The organism is Streptomyces sp. P9-2B-2 (assembly GCF_030406865.1).
Taxonomy (GTDB): Bacteria; Actinomycetota; Actinomycetes; order Streptomycetales; family Streptomycetaceae; genus Streptomyces; species Streptomyces platensis.
Genome location: NZ_CP129126.1, coordinates 477,044 through 494,274, shown reverse-complemented (window position 1 = coordinate 494,274; position 17,231 = coordinate 477,044). Strand labels below are relative to the sequence as shown.

Sequence of the window (17,231 nt, the reverse complement as noted above, 5' to 3'; positions counted from 1 at the left end):
CCGGGAGCCCGGGGCTTTGGCAGCCGCCGACCCGCGCTTCAGCGAAGCTGCTGCACCTCAGCCTTGGTCCGCGCTGGACAGGGCCTCGGTGATCAAGCGGGTGGCGAAGTCGTGGTCGTCGGCGATGCGGTTGACGTGCTCCGCGAGCAGGACGGCCGTGGCTTCCAGGGGGTTCATCTCTGCCTCGGTCCAGCTTCCGTACTGCGCGCGCCACAAGTTGGGGCTCAGGCCGGTGCCTGCGGCGACGAGCAGGCCGGCCATGGTGGGGATGACCTCGGGACGGAAGGTCTTGGGCATCATGCGCATCGTGGCCACAAGGGCGGGCACCGAGTACTCGATGACGTCCTTGTCGTGATCCTCGCAGGCCGTCCGCAGCCACTTCATAAGCATGTAGATGAGGGTGCACGTGCCGTCCAGCAGCGCATCGACTCCCGCAGGCCCCAGGGACGCGGCGAACTGGTCGATCATTTGCTGCTGTTCGGGGTCGGTATCGGTCTTGTGGTCGTAGACGGCTTTGAGCCGCGAGTCGATGATCATGAGCGCTGTGCCCACATCGCCGGCGGCAGCGTACTTGGGGTCACAGGGCGATGACACAGGACTCCTCCTCAGGTGCGCGCAGCAAATAGCGCAGTATGTCCGTACGGTAGACCTCCGAGCGGCCCGGAGCTGGCGAATCCCGATAAAGGGCTTTGGCGGCTGCACCACTCATGGTGGGTCGGCAGCTGGCACCGCTCGTGAGGTCGGGCATCCGGCTTCGGCCTGCTCAGTGGAACATCTTGGAGCCGAGCGGGCGCTGCTGGTTGAAGCCGGGGAGGATGAGGAAGGTTGCGCCGGCGGTGGTGGTCGTGAAGCGCAGCAGTGCGTCGGAATCATCCATACGGGCAAGCGTGTGGGTGAAGGTGCGTAGGTCGTTCTGGAAGCTGATGAAGAGCAGGCCGGGCGTGGGCTCGTCGGTGCTGTAGGAGCGGCGGAGCATGAGGCCGACGCCGACCACGTTGGGGTTGGCTCGGCGGACGTGGGCGTCGGCCGGGACTAGGTAGCGCCCGTCCGGTGTTTTGGCGCCGAGGTTCGGGTCCCCGGCTGCGGTCCCGCCGGAGAGGGGCACGCCGGTGGCTCTGCGCCGGCCGAAGACCGCTTCCTGGTCGGCGACGGAGAGCGCGGTGAACCGCGGCAGGTCGAGTTCCATGCGCCGTACCACGGCGATCGTGCCGCCGACGACGGGAGCCGGCCCGGCCAGCCACAGATGGCGTCGGTGCTCGGCCGCCGTGTGCGGGCCCATGATGCCGTCGACGAAGCCGAGCAGGTTGCGTGGCGCGGAGATGTCCTTGGCCACGGGGATGTTCGGACCGCGGCGTCCGGACTGCCGCCAGCGTTCACGTAGCCGGTGGCCGCCCTGCTCCAGAAGCGCGGTGGCGACGACCGATAACAGCAAGGGGTCGCTGGCGCAGATCTGCATCAACAGGTCCCCGCCGCGTGCCTGCGGGGCGATCCGCTCGCGGGAGAACCGGGGGAGGTCTGCCGCGCCGGGCAGGGAGGGATCGGCCCTACGCACCAGCCGGGGGCCCACCCCGATCGTCACGGTGAGATCGCCCGGCGGCAGGCCCAGCAGTCGTGGATCGGTCCCGGCGGTGAGCGTGTGAACGGCCTGGCCGAGTTCGGCCAGCAGCGGGCCGACGGCCACGGCGTCGCCGACGTCGGCCACCACCGCCAGGAGGTTCGGCTGGGCCGGTTGCGGGAGCGTGATGCCTGCCTGATGGCGGCCGGTTGGCGACACCTGCTGGGGAGTTGATGCGGGGGAAGGGGGCCGGTTCGGCTTCGGCGCCGGCGATTCGCATCCGGCGGTGAGCCCGGTGGCCGCCACGGCCCCGGTGGCACCGAGGAAGGCGCGGCGTGATGGAGGGGAGTCAGCTCGGCTCACGGTGTGGAGAATGCCATATCCCCTCTGACGGAGGGCGAGTTCGCCGAATGCCATATCCGTTCTGGCGAAGGCGAGTTGATTGGCCTCCGGGCAGGGATGACTTCATGCCAGGATGCGGCCATGCCTCGTCTCCGTCTTCGCGTGATGGCCGCGTTACTGAGCACATTGACCTGCGTACTGGCGGGCTGCGGGCCCGGCGATGACGGGGCGAACCACGGCCGGCGACCACCCGGCGCGCATGTGACGATCAGAGTGCCGGCTGATGCCCCGACGATCTCGGCTGCGGTGTCTCTCGCACACGCCGGTGACCTGGTGTTGGTCGCGTCGGGCGTGTACCACGAGTCGGTGAAGGTCTCCACGCCTCGGGTCACGCTTCGTGGTGCGTCCCGGGACAAGGTCGTCATCGACGGGCGGTTGCAGCAGCCGAACGGCATCGTCGTCACCGCGCCCGGGGTGGCCGTGGAGAACCTGACGGTGAAGAACAACACGCAGAACGGGGTCCTGGTCACCGGATCGGCGAAAGCGGCCGCCGGGCTACCGGGGCAAGCCGGGGGCTACGACACCGGCGATGAGCCGGTCACCTTCCTGAAGTCGTTCCTGGTCTCCTACGTGACCGCGACCCGCAACGGTCTGTACGGCATCTACGCGTTCTCCGCGCAGAACGGTGTCATTGAGCATTCGTATGCCTCGGGCGGGGCCGACTCGGGGATCTACGTCGGACAGTGCAAGCCCTGTCACATCGTGGTGCGGGACAACATCGCCGAACTCAACGCGATCGGTTACGAAGGCACCAACGCCAGTGGCGCCATGTACGTGGTCGGCAACCGCCTGGTCGGCAACCGGGTCGGCCTGACCACCAACTCCGACCACCAGGAGAAGCTGCTCCCGCAGCAGGGCGCCACCATCGCGGGCAATCTGGTCGCGGCCAACCAACAGCCGGCCACCCCGGAGCAGGCCGACGGCGGGTGGGGCACCGGCATCGGCATCGACGGCGGCAGCGACAACCAGTTCCTTCGCAACCGCATCGCGGACAACCGCAACGCCGGGCTGGTGATCAGCGCAACCGCCGACGTACCGCCGGTCGGCAACCAGGTCGTGGACAACACGTTCAACGGCAACGGCATCGACGTCGGCTGGACGTTCCCCACCGCCACACGGGGACGGGGCAACTGCCTGCGGGGCAACGCTCTACGAACCACCGTGCCCGCCCGGCTCGCGACAACAGCGTCCTGCCCGCTTCCGGACCGGTCGCCCTCACCGGCCGGCCGGTGGGCGACGCCGACGGCGCCCGGTGGCATCCCGTTCACCGAGGTCGCGGCGCCGCGTCCACAGCCGCAGTTCCCCCACGCCACCACTACGGGCGCCACCGCCGTCCCGGCCGTTCCGGCCATGCCGAAGACGGCAGACGTACCGCTGCCGTCCACGTCCCTGCTCGCCGCGAAGGCGCGGGTGCAGACGTCTTGAACAGCGCCTACCGGGCCGGGGTGACTCCGGGGACCGGCTTGACCGGAACGTACTTCCGGGTGTCGAAATCGACGACCACCGGCTGCGACTCGGAACCCACGCTGACGCGGACCCGGTACATGGTGCCGTCCGAGCCGACCCAGTAGCGGACGTTGCCCGCCGTACCGGAGCGGCCGGGGGAGGACGGCCCGGTCATGACGTCCACCTGATGCCCGTCCAGCTCGTCTCGTCCCCACCAGGCGGCGCCGTTCTGCGGCAGCAGTTCGGCGTTGTCCGGCCGGTCGCTGCCGAGCTTGAGCGCGATGGCCAGCGAAGTGTCCAGCGCACTGCCGGACGACAGCAGCGGACGGCTGTGCCAGGCCGAGCGCGGCGGCGACGCGGGTGCGTGCGCCGGGGCGTTCGCCATCGGGCGGACGAACACCGAGGTGGGCGTCCACTCGATCAGCCCGTCGCTGGATGTGTCGCGCCCGGTGCCGTGCACCACGCCGTAACCGAGCTTCCCGTGGTAGTCGACGGACCCGGTGACAACCAGCCCACCGGCGGTGCCCGGCACAGTGATCGTCACGGCGCGGCCGTGCGCCTCGTAGTTGCGGAACCGTGTGATCGCCAGCCGGTTCGCCTCATCCGAAGTCAGTGCGCGCGGACCGCTGGAGCCAGAACCGCCGCCGACGACCAGGAACGCGGCCATCGCGACGGCCGCCAGGCCGATGACGGCTGCCGCCCGGCGTGGCCGCAGCCATCGGCGCCGGTCGGCCACACGGCCCGGTAGAGCTTGCTGGATTCTCACGGTCCGCACGCGGCTCGACGCTGACACTCTGCTGATTCACCCTCTCAACCACCACACTGCTCGGCCGCCATACGGTCACGGCGACGCTCGGCAGTCCAGTGACAGACGACGCCAAGGCCGGCCCTCGTGGACCGGCCGAGACGTGATCTGCCCGACCGCGCCATCCGGGCCGCGGGCAGGCAGATCACTGTTGTTCGGTTCGTTCAGTGTTTCCGGGCGCGGAGCTTCCGGCCCATGAACGTGATGACCAGGCCCGCACCCACCAGCAGGCCGACCAGGGCGATCCTCCCTTGCATGCCGGACATACCGGTGTGTGCCAGCGAGTCCGTGCCCCCACTGGCCGGGCCCCGGCCGGTGCCCCCACCGCCCGGGGCCGGGTTGGCAGGCGGCGCGGGTGACGTCGGCGGAGAGGCCGGCGGCGAGTCCGGGCTCGACGGCGAGGTCGGACTCGGCGTCGGACTCGGCGTCGTGCTCGGCGTCGTGCTCGGGGTCGTGCTCGGTGTTGGGGTCGGCGTCGGGGTCGGGGTTGCCTTGGGGATGTACACCCCGGCGTCGATCGTGTGATTGACCCCGCCCGGCTTGTCCGGGGCCGTGACAGGCGCGTAGCCGTTGCACAACCGCCCGGTGGCCGGCGGCGTCACATTGGAGTCGTGCGCACGGTTGGCACCGGCCCGCGGGAGCGTGAACCTCAGTGCGCTCGCCGGTGGTTGCTCGGGCACCTTGCCGGTGTCCGCGGTACACACGTCGAACTGCACCGTGTACTTCGCACCAGGCGTGAGCTCGTACGCGGCGCCGACACCACCGAAGTAGTATTCGCCGGCGGCATTGGTCCTGGTCGTGGCGACCTGTTTGTCGTCCGCGTCCAGCAGGCGGATCGTCGCCCCCGGCAGCAGCACGTGCCCCGGGTCCTGGATCCCGTTGTGGTCGCCGTCGAACCACACGACGTTGCCGATCTGGATCGGCGCGTTCGCCGCCGCATACGCGATGTCACCGAGCCCGCCGGCCTTGCCGAACCCGCCTTGTTCCCGGCTGACGAACTGGAACCCGTTGGCGGTCGGGTTGTTGCCCGGTCCCTGACCGGTCGTGATGTCGTGGTACCCGGTCCCTGAGGTCGCGACGTTGACGACCGGGTCGAACTCCGTGCTGACGACCCACTGCTGCTGCGGGATATAGGCCACCGCCCCCAGCGCGGTCTCCTGGTGCGCGTTGGCGTAAGAGTCGCCCGGGAAGTATTCGACGACATCGGCGGCCTGGCCGCCACTGTTGGCGGGGGTGGCATGGTTGGGGCAGCTCCCGGTGCCTTCCCACTGGTATTCACCGGTGGGAGTGGCGCACACCATGGTGATGTCACCACCGGACATGCCGTTTTCCGCGGTGTCGTTCCCCGGGCGGGGGTCCAGCCCTCCCCAACTGAGCACGTCCATGAACCGGTCGCGGAAGCCCAGGATCATCGAGCCGTCGCGGGCGAAGGCAAGGGAGGACAGCTCCGGCTGCGGATCGATGAAGACGCCGCCCGCCTTTCGGTCGTCCCATGTGCCCAGGCTGGTGTTCCACGGGTTCCAGTGGGTGGCCTTGTCGCCGGAACCGAAGACGCTGCCGCGTTTGTCCGTCAGCGGGTGACTCAGCACCGTGCTGAACCGCTTGCCGTCGTAGGCGTAGACGACGGCTTTCAGGTCCGCGCGCTGCTGTGTGCTCTCCGCGCTGCACACGCCGCCGACGTACAGCGTGTTGTTGTGGGTCTGGAGACCGAACGGCCGCCAGTCGTCGGTGCTCGCGCACCCCGGGTCCGGGATGGGGACCGTCGGCTTGGGCGCCGCTGCGGTGGCTCCTCTCGCGTCGAAGCTCACCAGGCTGCGGGTCCGCAGGTTCACCGCGTACAGCGTGGCGCCGTCCTCCGACAGGGCCAGGCCACCGATGCTCTCCTTGCCCGGCGCGTCGGTGAACCCGGGATCCTTGATCACGTTGGCGGTGTCGTGCGGCGTCACCGCGGCGTCCGGCACCTGCGCGAACAGCTCCGGCGCACCCGAGCCGTTGACCGGCACTGTGTAGATCGCGCCCCCGCCCTGCGGCCCGTACGGGGCGTACCGGCGGGCGAACGCGCTCTGGAACAGCCGGCTGCGGTTCTTGTCGTACGCCAACCCGAACGTCGTGCCCACCTGAGCCTGTGTGGCCAGCGTGTCCGGGCACGACACATCGGCAGGACACGTGCCTCGGGCCTTCGTTCCGAACGCCACCAAGGCCCGGGTGTCGGTTCCGTTGGCGCCATTGTGGACCGGCACGAAATACCGCGAGTCCGGGAGCGTGTAGTCGGCCGGATCCCACACCCCCGTCACCACCGAGGCGTTCTTTCCGTCCGACACATCGACGAACGACGTGAAGCTGTCGAAGTGGTTCTCCGCCGTCGACGCAGGCGCCGCCCGCAGATAGTCGCTGTACGGTGCCGGGACGCTGACGTCGACGCGGTATTGGCCGCCGCTCAGCACGGTCGATGCCGACACCACGACCTTTCCGGTGGCATCCGTGACGCCGGTGACATCGTGCCCGGCGGGGTCGGAGATTTTCACCTTCATGCCCCGCTGTGGGACGTCCATCGCCGCGTTGATCACGCCGGTGCCGAAGAAGTCACGCAGCACCTCGACCGTCAGCGTGCCGTCGGCGGTCGAAGCGGCGGCCGGTCCAGCCATCGCTCCCACGGCACCGCCTGCCAGCAAAAGAACGGATAACCCCACGCGCGCCAGCGGCCCCACGAGCCTCCGGGCCGACCGGCGAGAGTCTCTGCCGACTCGGTTCATGGCATCACACTCCACACTTCTCTTGTCAGGAAAACGACGCACCCGCTTCTCGCTGCACGTCAACTTCGCGGCCCCGGACGCGGACGCCAGTGCGAACGCCACGAAATGGAAAAGCGGCCCACGCTGTTGCGTGGACCGCTTTGCGGTGATCGCTGGAGGATATTCCGGGCGAGGGGTAAGCGTCGCAGGCCAGAAAAAACGAACGCACGTTCAGGGCCTGGGGTAAGTCGACCGTCGGTGGTGTGTTCTCGTAACTCCAGCACGGTGCCCTCGCCCCCCATCGCCGACCGCCATCGCGAGCAGCGCGCGATATTCTATCCGCTGAATTCCCGCCGTCACCAGCAGAACCCTGGAATCCATCGATATCCGCGATATTCCCAAGTATCCAGAGAATGGTGACCGGAAGAATGTGCGACAGCGGCGTGATATCCGGATCCGAGGCCGGCGATGGTGCCCGAAGGAGCGTCAGGACCGGGAAGGAGCATCAGGCCCTGGTGTGGGCGGACAGGGTGGCCAGGCCGCGGGCCAGATCCTCCTTGAGATCGTTGAGGGCTTCGAAGCCGGTGTGCACGCGCAGCAGGGGGCCGCGGCCTGTCCACGTGCCCGGGAGCCGGTGGGTGACCGGATCGGCCGGCACGATCAGGCTCTCGTAGCCGCCGTAGCTGTGGCCGAGGCCGAACAGCCGCAGCTCTCCGAGCAGCGCGTCCACGGCGGGTTTGCCGGGTCCGGGTTCGAGTTCGAGACCGAACAGGCCCGCGGCGCCGGTGAAGTCGCGGCACCACAGTTCGTGGCCCGGGTCGCCCGGCAGCGCCGGGTGGAGCACGGTGCGCACGCCCTCCTGTTCGCGCAACCAGGAGGCGAGGCCCACGGCTTGGTGATGGTGCTCGCGCATCCGGACGCCCAGCGTGCGGAGCCCGCGCAGGCCCAGATAGACATCGTCCGCGCCGGCGCACTGCCCGAGCCGGATCGCCGTGGCGCGCACCGCCGGGTAGGTGTCCTCGGAGCACACGATGGCCCCGAGGATGCTGTCGGCGTGACCGGTGAGGTACTTCGTCGCCGAGTGCACGACGACATCGGCGCCCAGCTCCAGGGGGCGGTGAAAGGCGGGGGTGGCCCAGGTGTTGTCGATGAGGGTGACCACGTCGTGGGTACGGCACACGCTCGTGACGGCAGGGACGTCCTGCACCTCGAAGGTCGTGGAGCCGGGTGACTCCAGGCAGACGAGGCGTGTGGTGGGGCGGATCAGTTCCTCGATGGACTTGTCCGCACGGGGATCGTAGTACTCCGTCTCCACGCCCAGATCGGCCAGCGAGTTGCAGAACTTGCGGGTGGGCAGATAGACGGAGTCGCTCACGAGGATGTGGTCGCCGGCCCGGACGAACGACAGGATCGCCGTGGTGATCGCCGCGAGACCCGAGCAGGTGGCGATGGCGGCGTGCCCGCCTTCCAGTTCGGTCAGTGCCGTTTCGAAGGCGCGGCCGGTGGGTGTGCCGAAGCGGCCGTAGACCGGCATCCGGCGTTTGAGCGGGTCGGCCTGCGAGGCGTCCATCGCGGCCACGTTCTCGTAGAGCACTGTCGAGGCGCGGTGGATGGGCGGGTTGACGTAGCCGTGCTGTTGCCGCGGGTCGGAGCCGGCGTGCACGAACCGGGTGTCCATCGAAGGTTCGCCGGTCATGACACCACTTCCAGATCCGCCCGCTCGTCGTGTGGTGCGGCCGCCGCGGTCCGGCGGCCGCCGAGTACCAGGGCGATGGCCGCCGCGACGGCGCACTGCACGGCGACGGCGGTCCAGAACATGCCCAGGTCGTGTGCGCTTTCGTAGTGGGCGAAGAGAAAGCCGCCCACGACGCCGGCGAGGAGGCCGCCGACCCCTGCCGTCAGCCGCTGGACGCCGAAGGCGAAGGTCGGATTGCTCGGTATGCGGTCGACCATTTCCAGGTCACAGCGCAGGAAGAGGAAGACCTCGCCGAGGCTGAAGAGCACGGTGCCGCCCAGCAGGGCAGCGGTGTGCCCCAGGGACATCACGGCCGTTCCGGCAGCCATCAAGGCGAATGATCCGGCCACCAGGCGGCGGTAGTCGGCCCGCGCGATCCAGCCCGCCAGCGGCGGCTGGAGCGCCACCATCATGGCGCAGTTGACCAGCATGGCCCAGCCGAGCACCTGGATGTTGTGCACGCCCGCGGCATACAGACCGAGGAAGCTCTGGAAGAAGAAATAGAGGTAGAAGGCGAGGGCCGTGAAGACCACCGGCCGCAGGGCGCCGCGCAGTGTCCGGAGCTTCCCGGCGGGGGCGGGCCCGTCGACGGTGACGCCGCCCCGCGCGGCGTCCTGGCGGCGGGCGAGGGGCTGCATGGTGAGCTGGTGGGCCAGGGTGATCAGGCCGAACAGCGCCGCGGCGCCGAGCAGCAGCACCACCGGATCGGCGTCGATCAGGACGGCGGCCAGCAGCGGCCCGAGCCCCATCCCGGCGTTGAGGGCCGCGCTGCTGACCCCGAGGAACAGCGGCCGCAGCTCGTCGGAGACGCAGGTGACGATGTACGCCTTGTTCGCCGGGAGGTAGAGCGCCGGCCCGGCGGCGACGAGAACCACCGCCGGGTAGGCGACCCAGGGGACCTTCACGGCCAGCCCCAGCAGGAGCAGACCCATGGTCCGTACGGCGAGGGAGCCGACCATCGTCCGCTTGAGGCCGAGCCGGTCCACGACCAGGCCCCCGAGGATGCTGCCGCCGAACTGGATGAACGTGGCCACGGCCACCAGTACACCGGCCAGGCGGACGTCCAGGCCCACCGCCTGGACCATCAGGACGCCGATGAACGGGGTGACCATGTAGCTGCCGAGGGCGACCACGAAGGACAGCACGATCAGTGACTTGAGGCTCGACGAAAGCCCCCTGAACGTACGCCACTTGGCCGAGAGTGCGGGCATCACGCCGACGGCCCTCCGCTCTGCGGACCGGTGACGACCGGCCGGTCCGCGCGCGGCAGACCCCATTCGCTCCAGGACCCGTCGTACACGGCCAGGTCGTCGTATCCGGCCAGCTCGGCCCCCAGCGCCAGGATGCAGGCGGTGACGCGCACCACCAGCCCGGGGGCGCCCAGCCGAGGCGCCAGCCAGTCCGTACCGACCAGCGGGCCCGGCAGGGCGCCGGGCGCCCGCCCGCTCATCGGGTGCCTGCCGTGGGAGCGGGGGACCACTGGGCGTGGTCGGCGAACCAGTTCGCCACGTTCTCCAGGTTGGCCGCCACAGCCTCCTCGGTGTCGCCGCCGACGACGTAACCGGCCAGGAAGAGACCGGACTTGACCCCGCCGTGGAACTCCTGACCGACCGTGCCGGTGAGCGCCACCTCCTTGACGCCCTCCGGCTCGTCACCGGAGGGCAGATGGGTCAGCACGCCGTCCGACGGTGGGATGCACAGGGCGCCGGTCGGCCGGTAGACGGGAGTGGCCAGGGTGCTGGGGAGGCCGCATTCGGCGTACAGCCACTCCTTGTCGAGATCGATGCCGAAGGCGTGCCGGACCATGGCGCTGATCATCCCGCCGCCGGTCCGGCTGGCGATCTCGCAGAACACCGTCCGGTCGTCGGGGGTGATCCACAGCTCCGCGTGGAAGGCGGTGTGCGGTGGTGTGGGCAGCTCCGCCAGCACCGCCCTGGCGGCCTCGAGCAGCCGGTCGTGGACGGGGTCCTGGGGTGTCAGCGGGAGGTTGGCCACCCAGTCGTTCGCCCGGAAGGACAGGCAGTCGTTGAGGTAGCGGAAAGGGTGTGCGAACACCACCTCGCCGTTCACGACCAGCCCGTCCACGTGGTACATCTGCCCGGGGACGAACACCTCGATCTCGCTCGCGCCGCGCCACGGGCGGGCGAGGTAGGCGTCCAGCTCCGCCTCGTCACGGATGATGGCCGCGCCCAGAGAGCCGGACTCCGAGAGCGGTTTGATGACCACGGGATAGCCGTGCTCGGCAACGAACTCCAGGGCGGTGTAGGCCGAATCCAGGGGCCGGTAGGCGGGAATCTCCACCGGGCCGCCGACGAGGTGGTCCTTCATGACCACCTTGTCGCGGAAGGCCAGGGCGCTCGCGGTCCGCTGTCCCGGCAGGTCCAGCAGGTCGCGCAGCTGGGCGGCGCGCACCACGTCCGCCTCGGCGCGGGCGAAGACGGCCGTGACGGCGTGCGCGCGGGCCAGGCGCAGTGCCGTCTTCTCGACGAGCTGATTGGTGTCGTAGTCGTCGAAGGCGTGTACATGAGGCAAGTGGCCGTATCCGGCGGCGAACTCGGTGGTGGTGAGGATGACCGGCACGATGCCGGTGTCGGCCAGCCAGCGGTCGTAAGGGGTCTTGGCGTAGGGCGTCTTGGCGAAGACGAGGACGTGCGGCATGTGCGTGTTCTCCTTCAGCCCGTCGTCTCGACGAGAGGAAGCCGGCGGCGTGCGGGGACCCGGGAGACCAGCTGCTGCTCCTGGGCGAGTTCGCGGGCGAAGCAGCCGTCCTTGTAGACGCCGGAGAGGCGCTTGTCGGTGAACGCCTGGATGGCCGCGTGGTCGAACTCCAGGTCGTAGCGGACGTCTTCGCCCCCCTCGGCGACCGTGCGGACGAGGATGCCCAGGTGCGGCTCGAAGGTGTTGACGCAGCCGACGATGTCACCGATCTTCTCGCGGCGCCCGTCAGCGGACTCCGACAGCACGCTCTCCTGAGTGGGGATGGCGGCGAACAGCTGGCGGCCGGCCCGGCACCAGCCGACATGCCCGGGGAACCCCATCGCCTTGATCCCGAAGGTCCCGAAGTCCTCACTCACGCCGAGCTGGAAGCCCAGCTCGACGTTCTCGTGCAGCCACTTGAAGTCGCGGTAGGCCTGCTCGATCTCCTCGTAGCTGAGCTGGAGTTCGGGGTGCCGGCCGCCATGGTCGGAGAAGTTGTTGAAGCGGACCGTGTCGACGCCCAGCTCGTTGAAGTAGTGGGCGTAGCGCTCCAGGGACCGGCGGCCGTGGTTGTGCCGGCCGATGGTGACACCGATGTTGACCCGGAAGGCATCCGACCGGTCGGCGTCCTCGGGCAGCGTGCTGCGGTAGTGGTCGTTGTAGTGGCCGATCCGGCGCAGCACCTCCTCGGTGTTCGCCCCGCTGAAGACGCCCTTGATCGGGTAGCTGCCGTCGTCGATGACGGCCAGGTTCTCGTCGATGACGCCGTGGTAGGTGATGGAGATGGTGCCGTAGCCGTTGACCCGGGCGAGGTCGAGCAGCTCCAGGTAGTTGTCGGCGAGCAGCGGGCGGCCGCTGGTCCAGGCGTCGCCCTTCTCCATGGTCTCGGTGGGCTTGTGGTCGGATTCCTGTCTGAACTCACGGTTGTTGGCGGGGCCGTAGATGCGCATGAACTCACCGTCGTACGCGAAGCTGTCCACGTACCGCGGGTAGACGTGGTAGCCGTGCGACTGGAGGCCGGAGAGGATCCGCGGGCCTTCCTCCATGGCGAACGACTTGTCGTAGACCTTCTCGTAGTTGACGAACCAACAGTGCGTACATTTCTGTCCGCAGGTGTTCTTTCCCACCTTGGTGTCCAGGTCGAGGTAGATGTGGATCTCCTCGGGCTTGATCTCCTGGAACGGTGTGGTGAACGGCGCGTCTCCGTGGAAATCGTAGGAAATTGGCGCGTTGTCGACAGGCATGGTCCCCCCAGGGCGTGGTCGAGTCGTATGACGAGTGATGAGAGAGGTACGGCTGTGATCGGCCCGGGGGTGGGGGGTGCCCTGTGGCAGGGCGGCCCAGGGCCGAAGTGCGTGCGTGGTGGTGCGTGTTACGCGACGGGCGCGGGCTGTGTGACGGTGTGCGGCGGGGCCGTGGTGTCCGGCGGAGCGGCGTCGGGCTGTGCGGTGGAGCGGGCGTCCGTGCGGGTGCGCACGGGGACGTCGGGTCGCGTGGTGACGATGGGCAACGCCGTCAGCTCGGCCACCGCCGCCACGCACGCCGCCGCGTCCGCGGCGGTGACGACGGCCGTGCCCAGGCGGTCGGTGGAGGACCTGAGCGGGCGGACCGGGTCGCCGGGCTCCACGGTGACCTCCCACTCCACAATCGTGCCGTGGGCCAGTGACGGTGGTGGGGCGACGGCGGTGACGGTGCCGGGCGGTGCGGTGAAGAAGACGGTCGCGGCCGTGGCGGCCGTGGCCTGCCCGCGCGGCACTCCCGCGCCGACCGCCCATCCGAGGGCGGCGACCCGCCAGTCGATGCCCGTGGTGAGCCGGACCAGGTCGGCGATGCCGTCGCCACCGAGGCGGTTGTGCGTCTCGATCACGATGACGCGGTCGCCGTCCACCTTGACCTCGGTGTGGCTCGGCCCGTCCGTCAGCCCGAGGGCGTCGAGCAGCCGGCCGACCGCCTCCTCGACCCGAGCCCGCCCGCGGGCGTCCAGGGCCGGCGGCGGCATCATATGGCTGACCTCGACGAAGCTCCCCGTCGTCCCCTTCTGGGCGATGCCGACGACGGTGTGCCGGCCGCCGGCGGACAGCGTCTCCACGCTGAACTCCAGTCCGCCGACGAAGGCTTCCAGCAGGGTTCCGGCGGTCCGGCGGTCCGCCGGCAGGTCCGCCGCACGCTCCAGCAGGGCCACGGCATTGCTGCCGACGCCGTTGACGGGCTTGGCCACCACGGGGGTGTGCCCGGCGAACAGCCGGGCCACCGCGTCCGGGTCGCCGCCGGAGGCGAAGGCCGGGTTCAGGTGCGGCGCCTTCCGTTCGAGGACCCGCCGCATCTCCAGTTTGTCGCGGGTGTGCCGGACGACCGCGGGGGTGACCCCCCGTACGCCGAGCCGCTCCGCCGCCGCGGCCGCCGGCTCCAGACCGAGCTCGGTGAGCGAGACAACGGCGGTGGGCGACAACGGCTTGAGCACCTCGTCGACGAACGCCAGGAAGGCCGGGCCGTCCTGGAAGTCGACGGTGTGCACCTGCTGGGTGCCCGGCGTCTTGTTGCTCCGGTCCAGGGCCGGGGCCCCGGGCAGCTGTACATGAAGGAGATCACCGGGGAGAGCCTCGGCCGCTCGCGCGACCGTCGGATTGGCACCGATGACCACCAGGGTCACGACAAGGTCTTTCTGGTTTGCATGCTGCGATACACGTCTTGCCCCCCGTTTTCTTCAGGTCCGGGAACACGTCCGCCGACGGCACCGGGACCACATGAACCGAGCCAACGCCAAACGGGGGCCGCAGCGCGACGACCGGCCGTTCGAGTGGCGAGGCGATGACAAGGTCGCAGCGGTACTCCGCCTCTGTCAACAGACTTGCGCAAAGCTTGACTTGCCGGGAATTCCGCTCTGACCTGCATCAAGGCCCAGGGGTCACAGAATTGAAGGAAACTATGCGATGCCCGTCCTATATCCGCCCCTGACGTCTTTCAGTCGATTCCACCCCCACTCCGAACCGCCCGGAATCGAACGGCAGCACCTGGCGCAAGGCCCGCTGCACCAGGTCAGCGCGCTGGGCGTAAGGGGTACCCGGTGCCCCTTCCCGGGGGCTGCTTTCAGACAGGGCGCTACCGTCATCCTTGACGGTAGCCATCCGTCTCTCCCTTGTAGGGGCACGGCCCCAGGAACCGGAGAAGCTACGCACAAGTACAGGCCTCCGGTTCGCGAGGAGGCGCAGTTTCCGTACGGCGAACGAGCGGCGGCGCCCGCGTTGTGGACGGCGGGTGCGGGGAACTGCGCGAGCCCGGGACGGAGTTCCTGTGTGACAGGCCGGGCCCCGCATCCCCGCCTCTGCTCGTGACCCCTGTGGTTTGGGATTTCCTGCGGTGCCGGGCTCAGTGAACGGAGAGCCCACCGTCGACGAAGATCGCTTGCCCGGTGACGTAGCCGGAGCCGCGCCCGGCCAGGAACACCGCGGCTCCGGCGAAGTCCTCGGCCAGGCCGTTGCGGCCGACCATCGTGCGCGCGGCCAGCGCCGCCACCTTCTCCGGATCGGAGGAGAACCGCGCATTGAGCGGGGTCATGACGAAGCCGGGCACCAGCGTGTTGCAGGTGACGCCGTGTGGCGACCACGCCTCGGCCTGAGAGCGGGCCAGCGACTCCAGCGCCCCTTTGGAGACCCCGTAGGCGCCGCTCTGGACGAACGCCCGGTGCGCCTGCTGGGAGGTGACGTGGATGATCCGCCCGAAGCCCCGCTCGGCCATGCCCGGCCCGAACCGCTGGCCGAGCAAGTAGGGCGCCTCCAGGTTCACCGCCATGGTGGCGTCCCACACCTCCTCGCCCAGCTCGCCCATCGGCGGTCGCAGGTTGATTCCGGCGCTGTTGACGAGAATGTCGGGCTCGCCGAACACCTCGGCCGCCTGCTCCGCCGCCGCGCGCACTCCGTCGCGACTGCTCAGGTCAGCGCTCACCCAGGCCGCCCGACAGCCGTCCGTCGCCAACTCGTCGACCGTGGCGGCCAGTTCCGGCTCCTTGCGCGCCACGATCACCACACGTGCCCCCGCTCGCGCGAGAGCCCCGGCGATGGCCCGGCCGATGCCGGAACTGCCGCCCGTCACCACAGCGACCCGGTCGTCCAGCGAGAACAGTTCGGAGAGGTAGCTATGAGGGCTCATGCCCGCACCCTAGACGGCGCTTCCACGGGGCTTCCACGGGGCTTCCACGGCGCTTCCAGGGCGACAGCGGCTGCGGCGGCATGGAGTCACCTGGTGGTGTGGGCGAGGCGCGGGTCCGAGCCTCAGTTGCCGCGGCGCACCCGGGCCGCCTTGCGGGCCTCGGCGAGCTTACGGGCCTCGGTGGCCTTGCGGGACTTGCCGCCGGCGCCACGGGAGGCGTCCTTGTTGGTGCCCAGGCCGCGGAAGGGGGTGTTGGTGTTCTTGGCCCGGGGCGCGGCGGGCCCGCCATCGAGCGGGGTGCCGGAGGGGGCCTTGGCCCCGGTGATCCGGCTGAGCTCCGCCTCACCCGAGCGCACCTTGGTGATCGTCGGCTCGATCCCGGCCGCGGCTACCAGCCGGGTCATCTCGCGGCGCTGGGCCGACAGCACCAGCGTGACGACGCTGCCGGACTCACCGGCCCGGGCAGTGCGGCCCGCGCGGTGCAAATAGTCCTTGGGGTCGGTGGGCGGGTCGACATTGACCACGAGATCGAGGTCGTCGATGTGCAGACCACGGGCTGCGACATTGGTCGCCACCAGGACGGTGAGCTGGCCGGTCTTGAACTGTGCGAGGGTCCGTGTGCGCTGCGGCTGGGATTTGCCGCTGTGCAGGGCCGCGGCGTGCACCCCGCTGGCCCGCAGATGCCGGGTGAGCTGGTCGACCGCGTGCTTGGTGTCCAGGAACAGCAGTACGCGGCCGTCGCGGGCGGCGATCTCCGTCGTGACGGCGTACCGGTCGGGGCCGTGGACGACCAGCACATGGTGATCCATCGTCGTGACCGCACCCGCGGACGGGTCGACCGAGTGGACGACGGGGTCATGGAGATAACTGCGGACCAGGTGATCCACGTCGTCGTCCAGGGTGGCCGAGAACAGCATCCGCTGGCCGTCGCGGTGCACCTGGTCGAGCACCGCCGTGACCTGCGGCAGGAAGCCCATGTCACACATCTGATCGGCCTCGTCGAGGACGGTGATCCGCACCCTTCCCAGGCGGCAGGCCCTGCGCTCGATGAGGTCGTGCAGGCGGCCAGGGGTGGCGACGACGACCTCGGCTCCGTCGCGCAGCGTAGCGGCCTGCCGCCCGAGCGATACGCCGCCGACGACCGTGGCCATCCGCAGCCGGAGCGCGTCGGCGTACGGCGCGAGCGCCTCCGTCACCTGTTGGGCCAGCTCCCGGGTAGGCACCAGGATCAGGGCGAGGGGCTCCTTCGGCTGCGCGCGCCGCCCGGCCGTCCGTACGAGCAGCGGCAGGCCGAAGGCGAGCGTCTTGCCCGATCCCGTGCGCCCGCGCCCCAGGACGTCACGCCCCGCGAGAGCGTGGGGCAGCGTGGCCGCCTGGATCGGGAAGGGCTCGCGCACCCCGCGCTCGCTGAGCGTTCGCAGCACCTCGGCCGGCAGTTCCAGGTCGGCGAAGGAGTCGACCGGGGAGACCGCCGGGGTGAGGGGAGCCTCCGGCCGGGCGAGGCTGCCGTGCGCGGTGTCGAGGCGGTCCGGGTGGTTCATGAAGAGCCTTCCGCATGGGGAACGTACCGAGGAAGGCCCGGCAGGAATGAGCAGCCGACGAAACAGGGGAACCACACGGACGGAAGCGCCGACCGTCACGGCCGCCCGAACATTTGAGGCTACACGAGGCGACTGCTCGGCCCGGCGCTGCGGTGCTGATCTCGGCGAGGAG

General features: G+C 69.8%; 12 protein-coding genes and 1 pseudogene. 1 reads left to right on the top strand and 12 read right to left on the bottom strand.

Annotated elements, in window-relative coordinates:
- Nucleotides 1–57: 57 nt before the first annotated feature.
- Nucleotides 58–594, bottom strand: a complete 537-nt coding sequence (locus QT196_RS02280) for a hypothetical protein (protein WP_168477060.1) — start codon at nt 592–594, stop codon at nt 58–60.
- 169 nt (nt 595–763) lie between these two features.
- Complete coding sequence (locus tag QT196_RS02275; protein ID WP_290354204.1) at nt 764–1,918, bottom strand: Dyp-type peroxidase; 1,155 nt, start codon at nt 1,916–1,918, stop codon at nt 764–766.
- Nucleotides 1,919–2,170: 252 nt separating this feature from the next.
- Between QT196_RS02275 and QT196_RS02270 the strand changes: the two genes are divergently transcribed.
- Nucleotides 2,171–3,382: a right-handed parallel beta-helix repeat-containing protein gene (locus tag QT196_RS02270; RefSeq protein WP_168483512.1), complete on the top strand. Its 1,212-nt coding sequence runs from the start codon at nt 2,171–2,173 to the stop codon at nt 3,380–3,382.
- Nucleotides 3,383–3,389: 7 nt separating this feature from the next.
- Here QT196_RS02270 and QT196_RS02265 read toward each other — a convergent pair whose 3' ends face one another.
- The 10 genes and pseudogenes from QT196_RS02265 to QT196_RS02220 form a co-directional block, all read right to left on the bottom strand.
- The gene (locus QT196_RS02265; RefSeq protein WP_168483511.1) at nt 3,390–4,070 is read right to left on the bottom strand and encodes a hypothetical protein; all 681 of its coding nucleotides are present in this window, start codon (nt 4,068–4,070) and stop codon (nt 3,390–3,392) included.
- Between the two features lie 302 nt (nt 4,071–4,372).
- On the bottom strand, nt 4,373–6,853 hold the full coding sequence (locus QT196_RS02260) for an SdrD B-like domain-containing protein (RefSeq protein WP_290354203.1): 2,481 nt from the start codon (nt 6,851–6,853) through the stop codon (nt 4,373–4,375).
- A gap of 592 nt (nt 6,854–7,445) precedes the next feature.
- Complete coding sequence (gene metC / locus QT196_RS02255) at nt 7,446–8,636, bottom strand: cystathionine beta-lyase (protein WP_168477054.1); 1,191 nt, start codon at nt 8,634–8,636, stop codon at nt 7,446–7,448.
- Nucleotides 8,633–9,886, bottom strand: coding sequence for an MFS transporter (locus QT196_RS02250; protein ID WP_266735343.1), 1,254 nt, complete (start codon nt 9,884–9,886; stop codon nt 8,633–8,635). Before QT196_RS02250 ends, metC begins: the two co-directional genes overlap by 4 nt.
- A pseudogene (locus tag QT196_RS02245) lies at nt 9,886–10,032 on the bottom strand (sulfurtransferase); the annotation flags it as partial. The pseudogene QT196_RS02245 and the gene QT196_RS02250, both read right to left, overlap by 1 nt.
- An 89-nt stretch (nt 10,033–10,121) precedes the next feature.
- Nucleotides 10,122–11,333, bottom strand: a complete 1,212-nt coding sequence (locus QT196_RS02240) for an ATP-dependent carboxylate-amine ligase (protein WP_290354201.1) — start codon at nt 11,331–11,333, stop codon at nt 10,122–10,124.
- A gap of 14 nt (nt 11,334–11,347) precedes the next feature.
- Entirely contained in the window at nt 11,348–12,616 is a 1,269-nt protein-coding gene (locus QT196_RS02235) for a radical SAM protein (protein ID WP_168477048.1), read from the bottom strand.
- Nucleotides 12,617–12,744: 128 nt separating this feature from the next.
- Nucleotides 12,745–14,022, bottom strand: a complete 1,278-nt coding sequence (locus QT196_RS02230; RefSeq protein ID WP_266735346.1) for an ATP-grasp domain-containing protein — start codon at nt 14,020–14,022, stop codon at nt 12,745–12,747.
- 716 nt (nt 14,023–14,738) lie between these two features.
- Nucleotides 14,739–15,518: an SDR family oxidoreductase gene (locus QT196_RS02225; protein ID WP_168477044.1), complete on the bottom strand. Its 780-nt coding sequence runs from the start codon at nt 15,516–15,518 to the stop codon at nt 14,739–14,741.
- Between the two features lie 122 nt (nt 15,519–15,640).
- A complete protein-coding gene (locus QT196_RS02220; protein ID WP_290354200.1) occupies nt 15,641–17,059 on the bottom strand; it encodes a DEAD/DEAH box helicase in 1,419 nt (472 codons plus the stop codon).
- Between the last annotated feature and the right edge of the window lie 172 nt (nt 17,060–17,231).

Coding starts and splice junctions, on each gene's coding strand:
- QT196_RS02265 (WP_168483511.1), bottom strand. CDS start 4,070: ATGGCCGCGTTCCTGGTCGTCGGCGGCGGTTCTGGCTCCAGCGGTCCG.
- QT196_RS02260 (WP_290354203.1), bottom strand. CDS start 6,853: ATGGCTGGACCGGCCGCCGCTTCGACCGCCGACGGCACGCTGACGGTC.
- metC (WP_168477054.1), bottom strand. CDS start 8,636: ATGACCGGCGAACCTTCGATGGACACCCGGTTCGTGCACGCCGGCTCC.
- QT196_RS02250 (WP_266735343.1), bottom strand. CDS start 9,886: ATGCCCGCACTCTCGGCCAAGTGGCGTACGTTCAGGGGGCTTTCGTCG.
- QT196_RS02240 (WP_290354201.1), bottom strand. CDS start 11,333: ATGCCGCACGTCCTCGTCTTCGCCAAGACGCCCTACGCCAAGACCCCT.
- QT196_RS02235 (WP_168477048.1), bottom strand. CDS start 12,616: ATGCCTGTCGACAACGCGCCAATTTCCTACGATTTCCACGGAGACGCG.
- QT196_RS02225 (WP_168477044.1), bottom strand. CDS start 15,518: ATGAGCCCTCATAGCTACCTCTCCGAACTGTTCTCGCTGGACGACCGG.
- QT196_RS02220 (WP_290354200.1), bottom strand. CDS start 17,059: ATGAACCACCCGGACCGCCTCGACACCGCGCACGGCAGCCTCGCCCGG.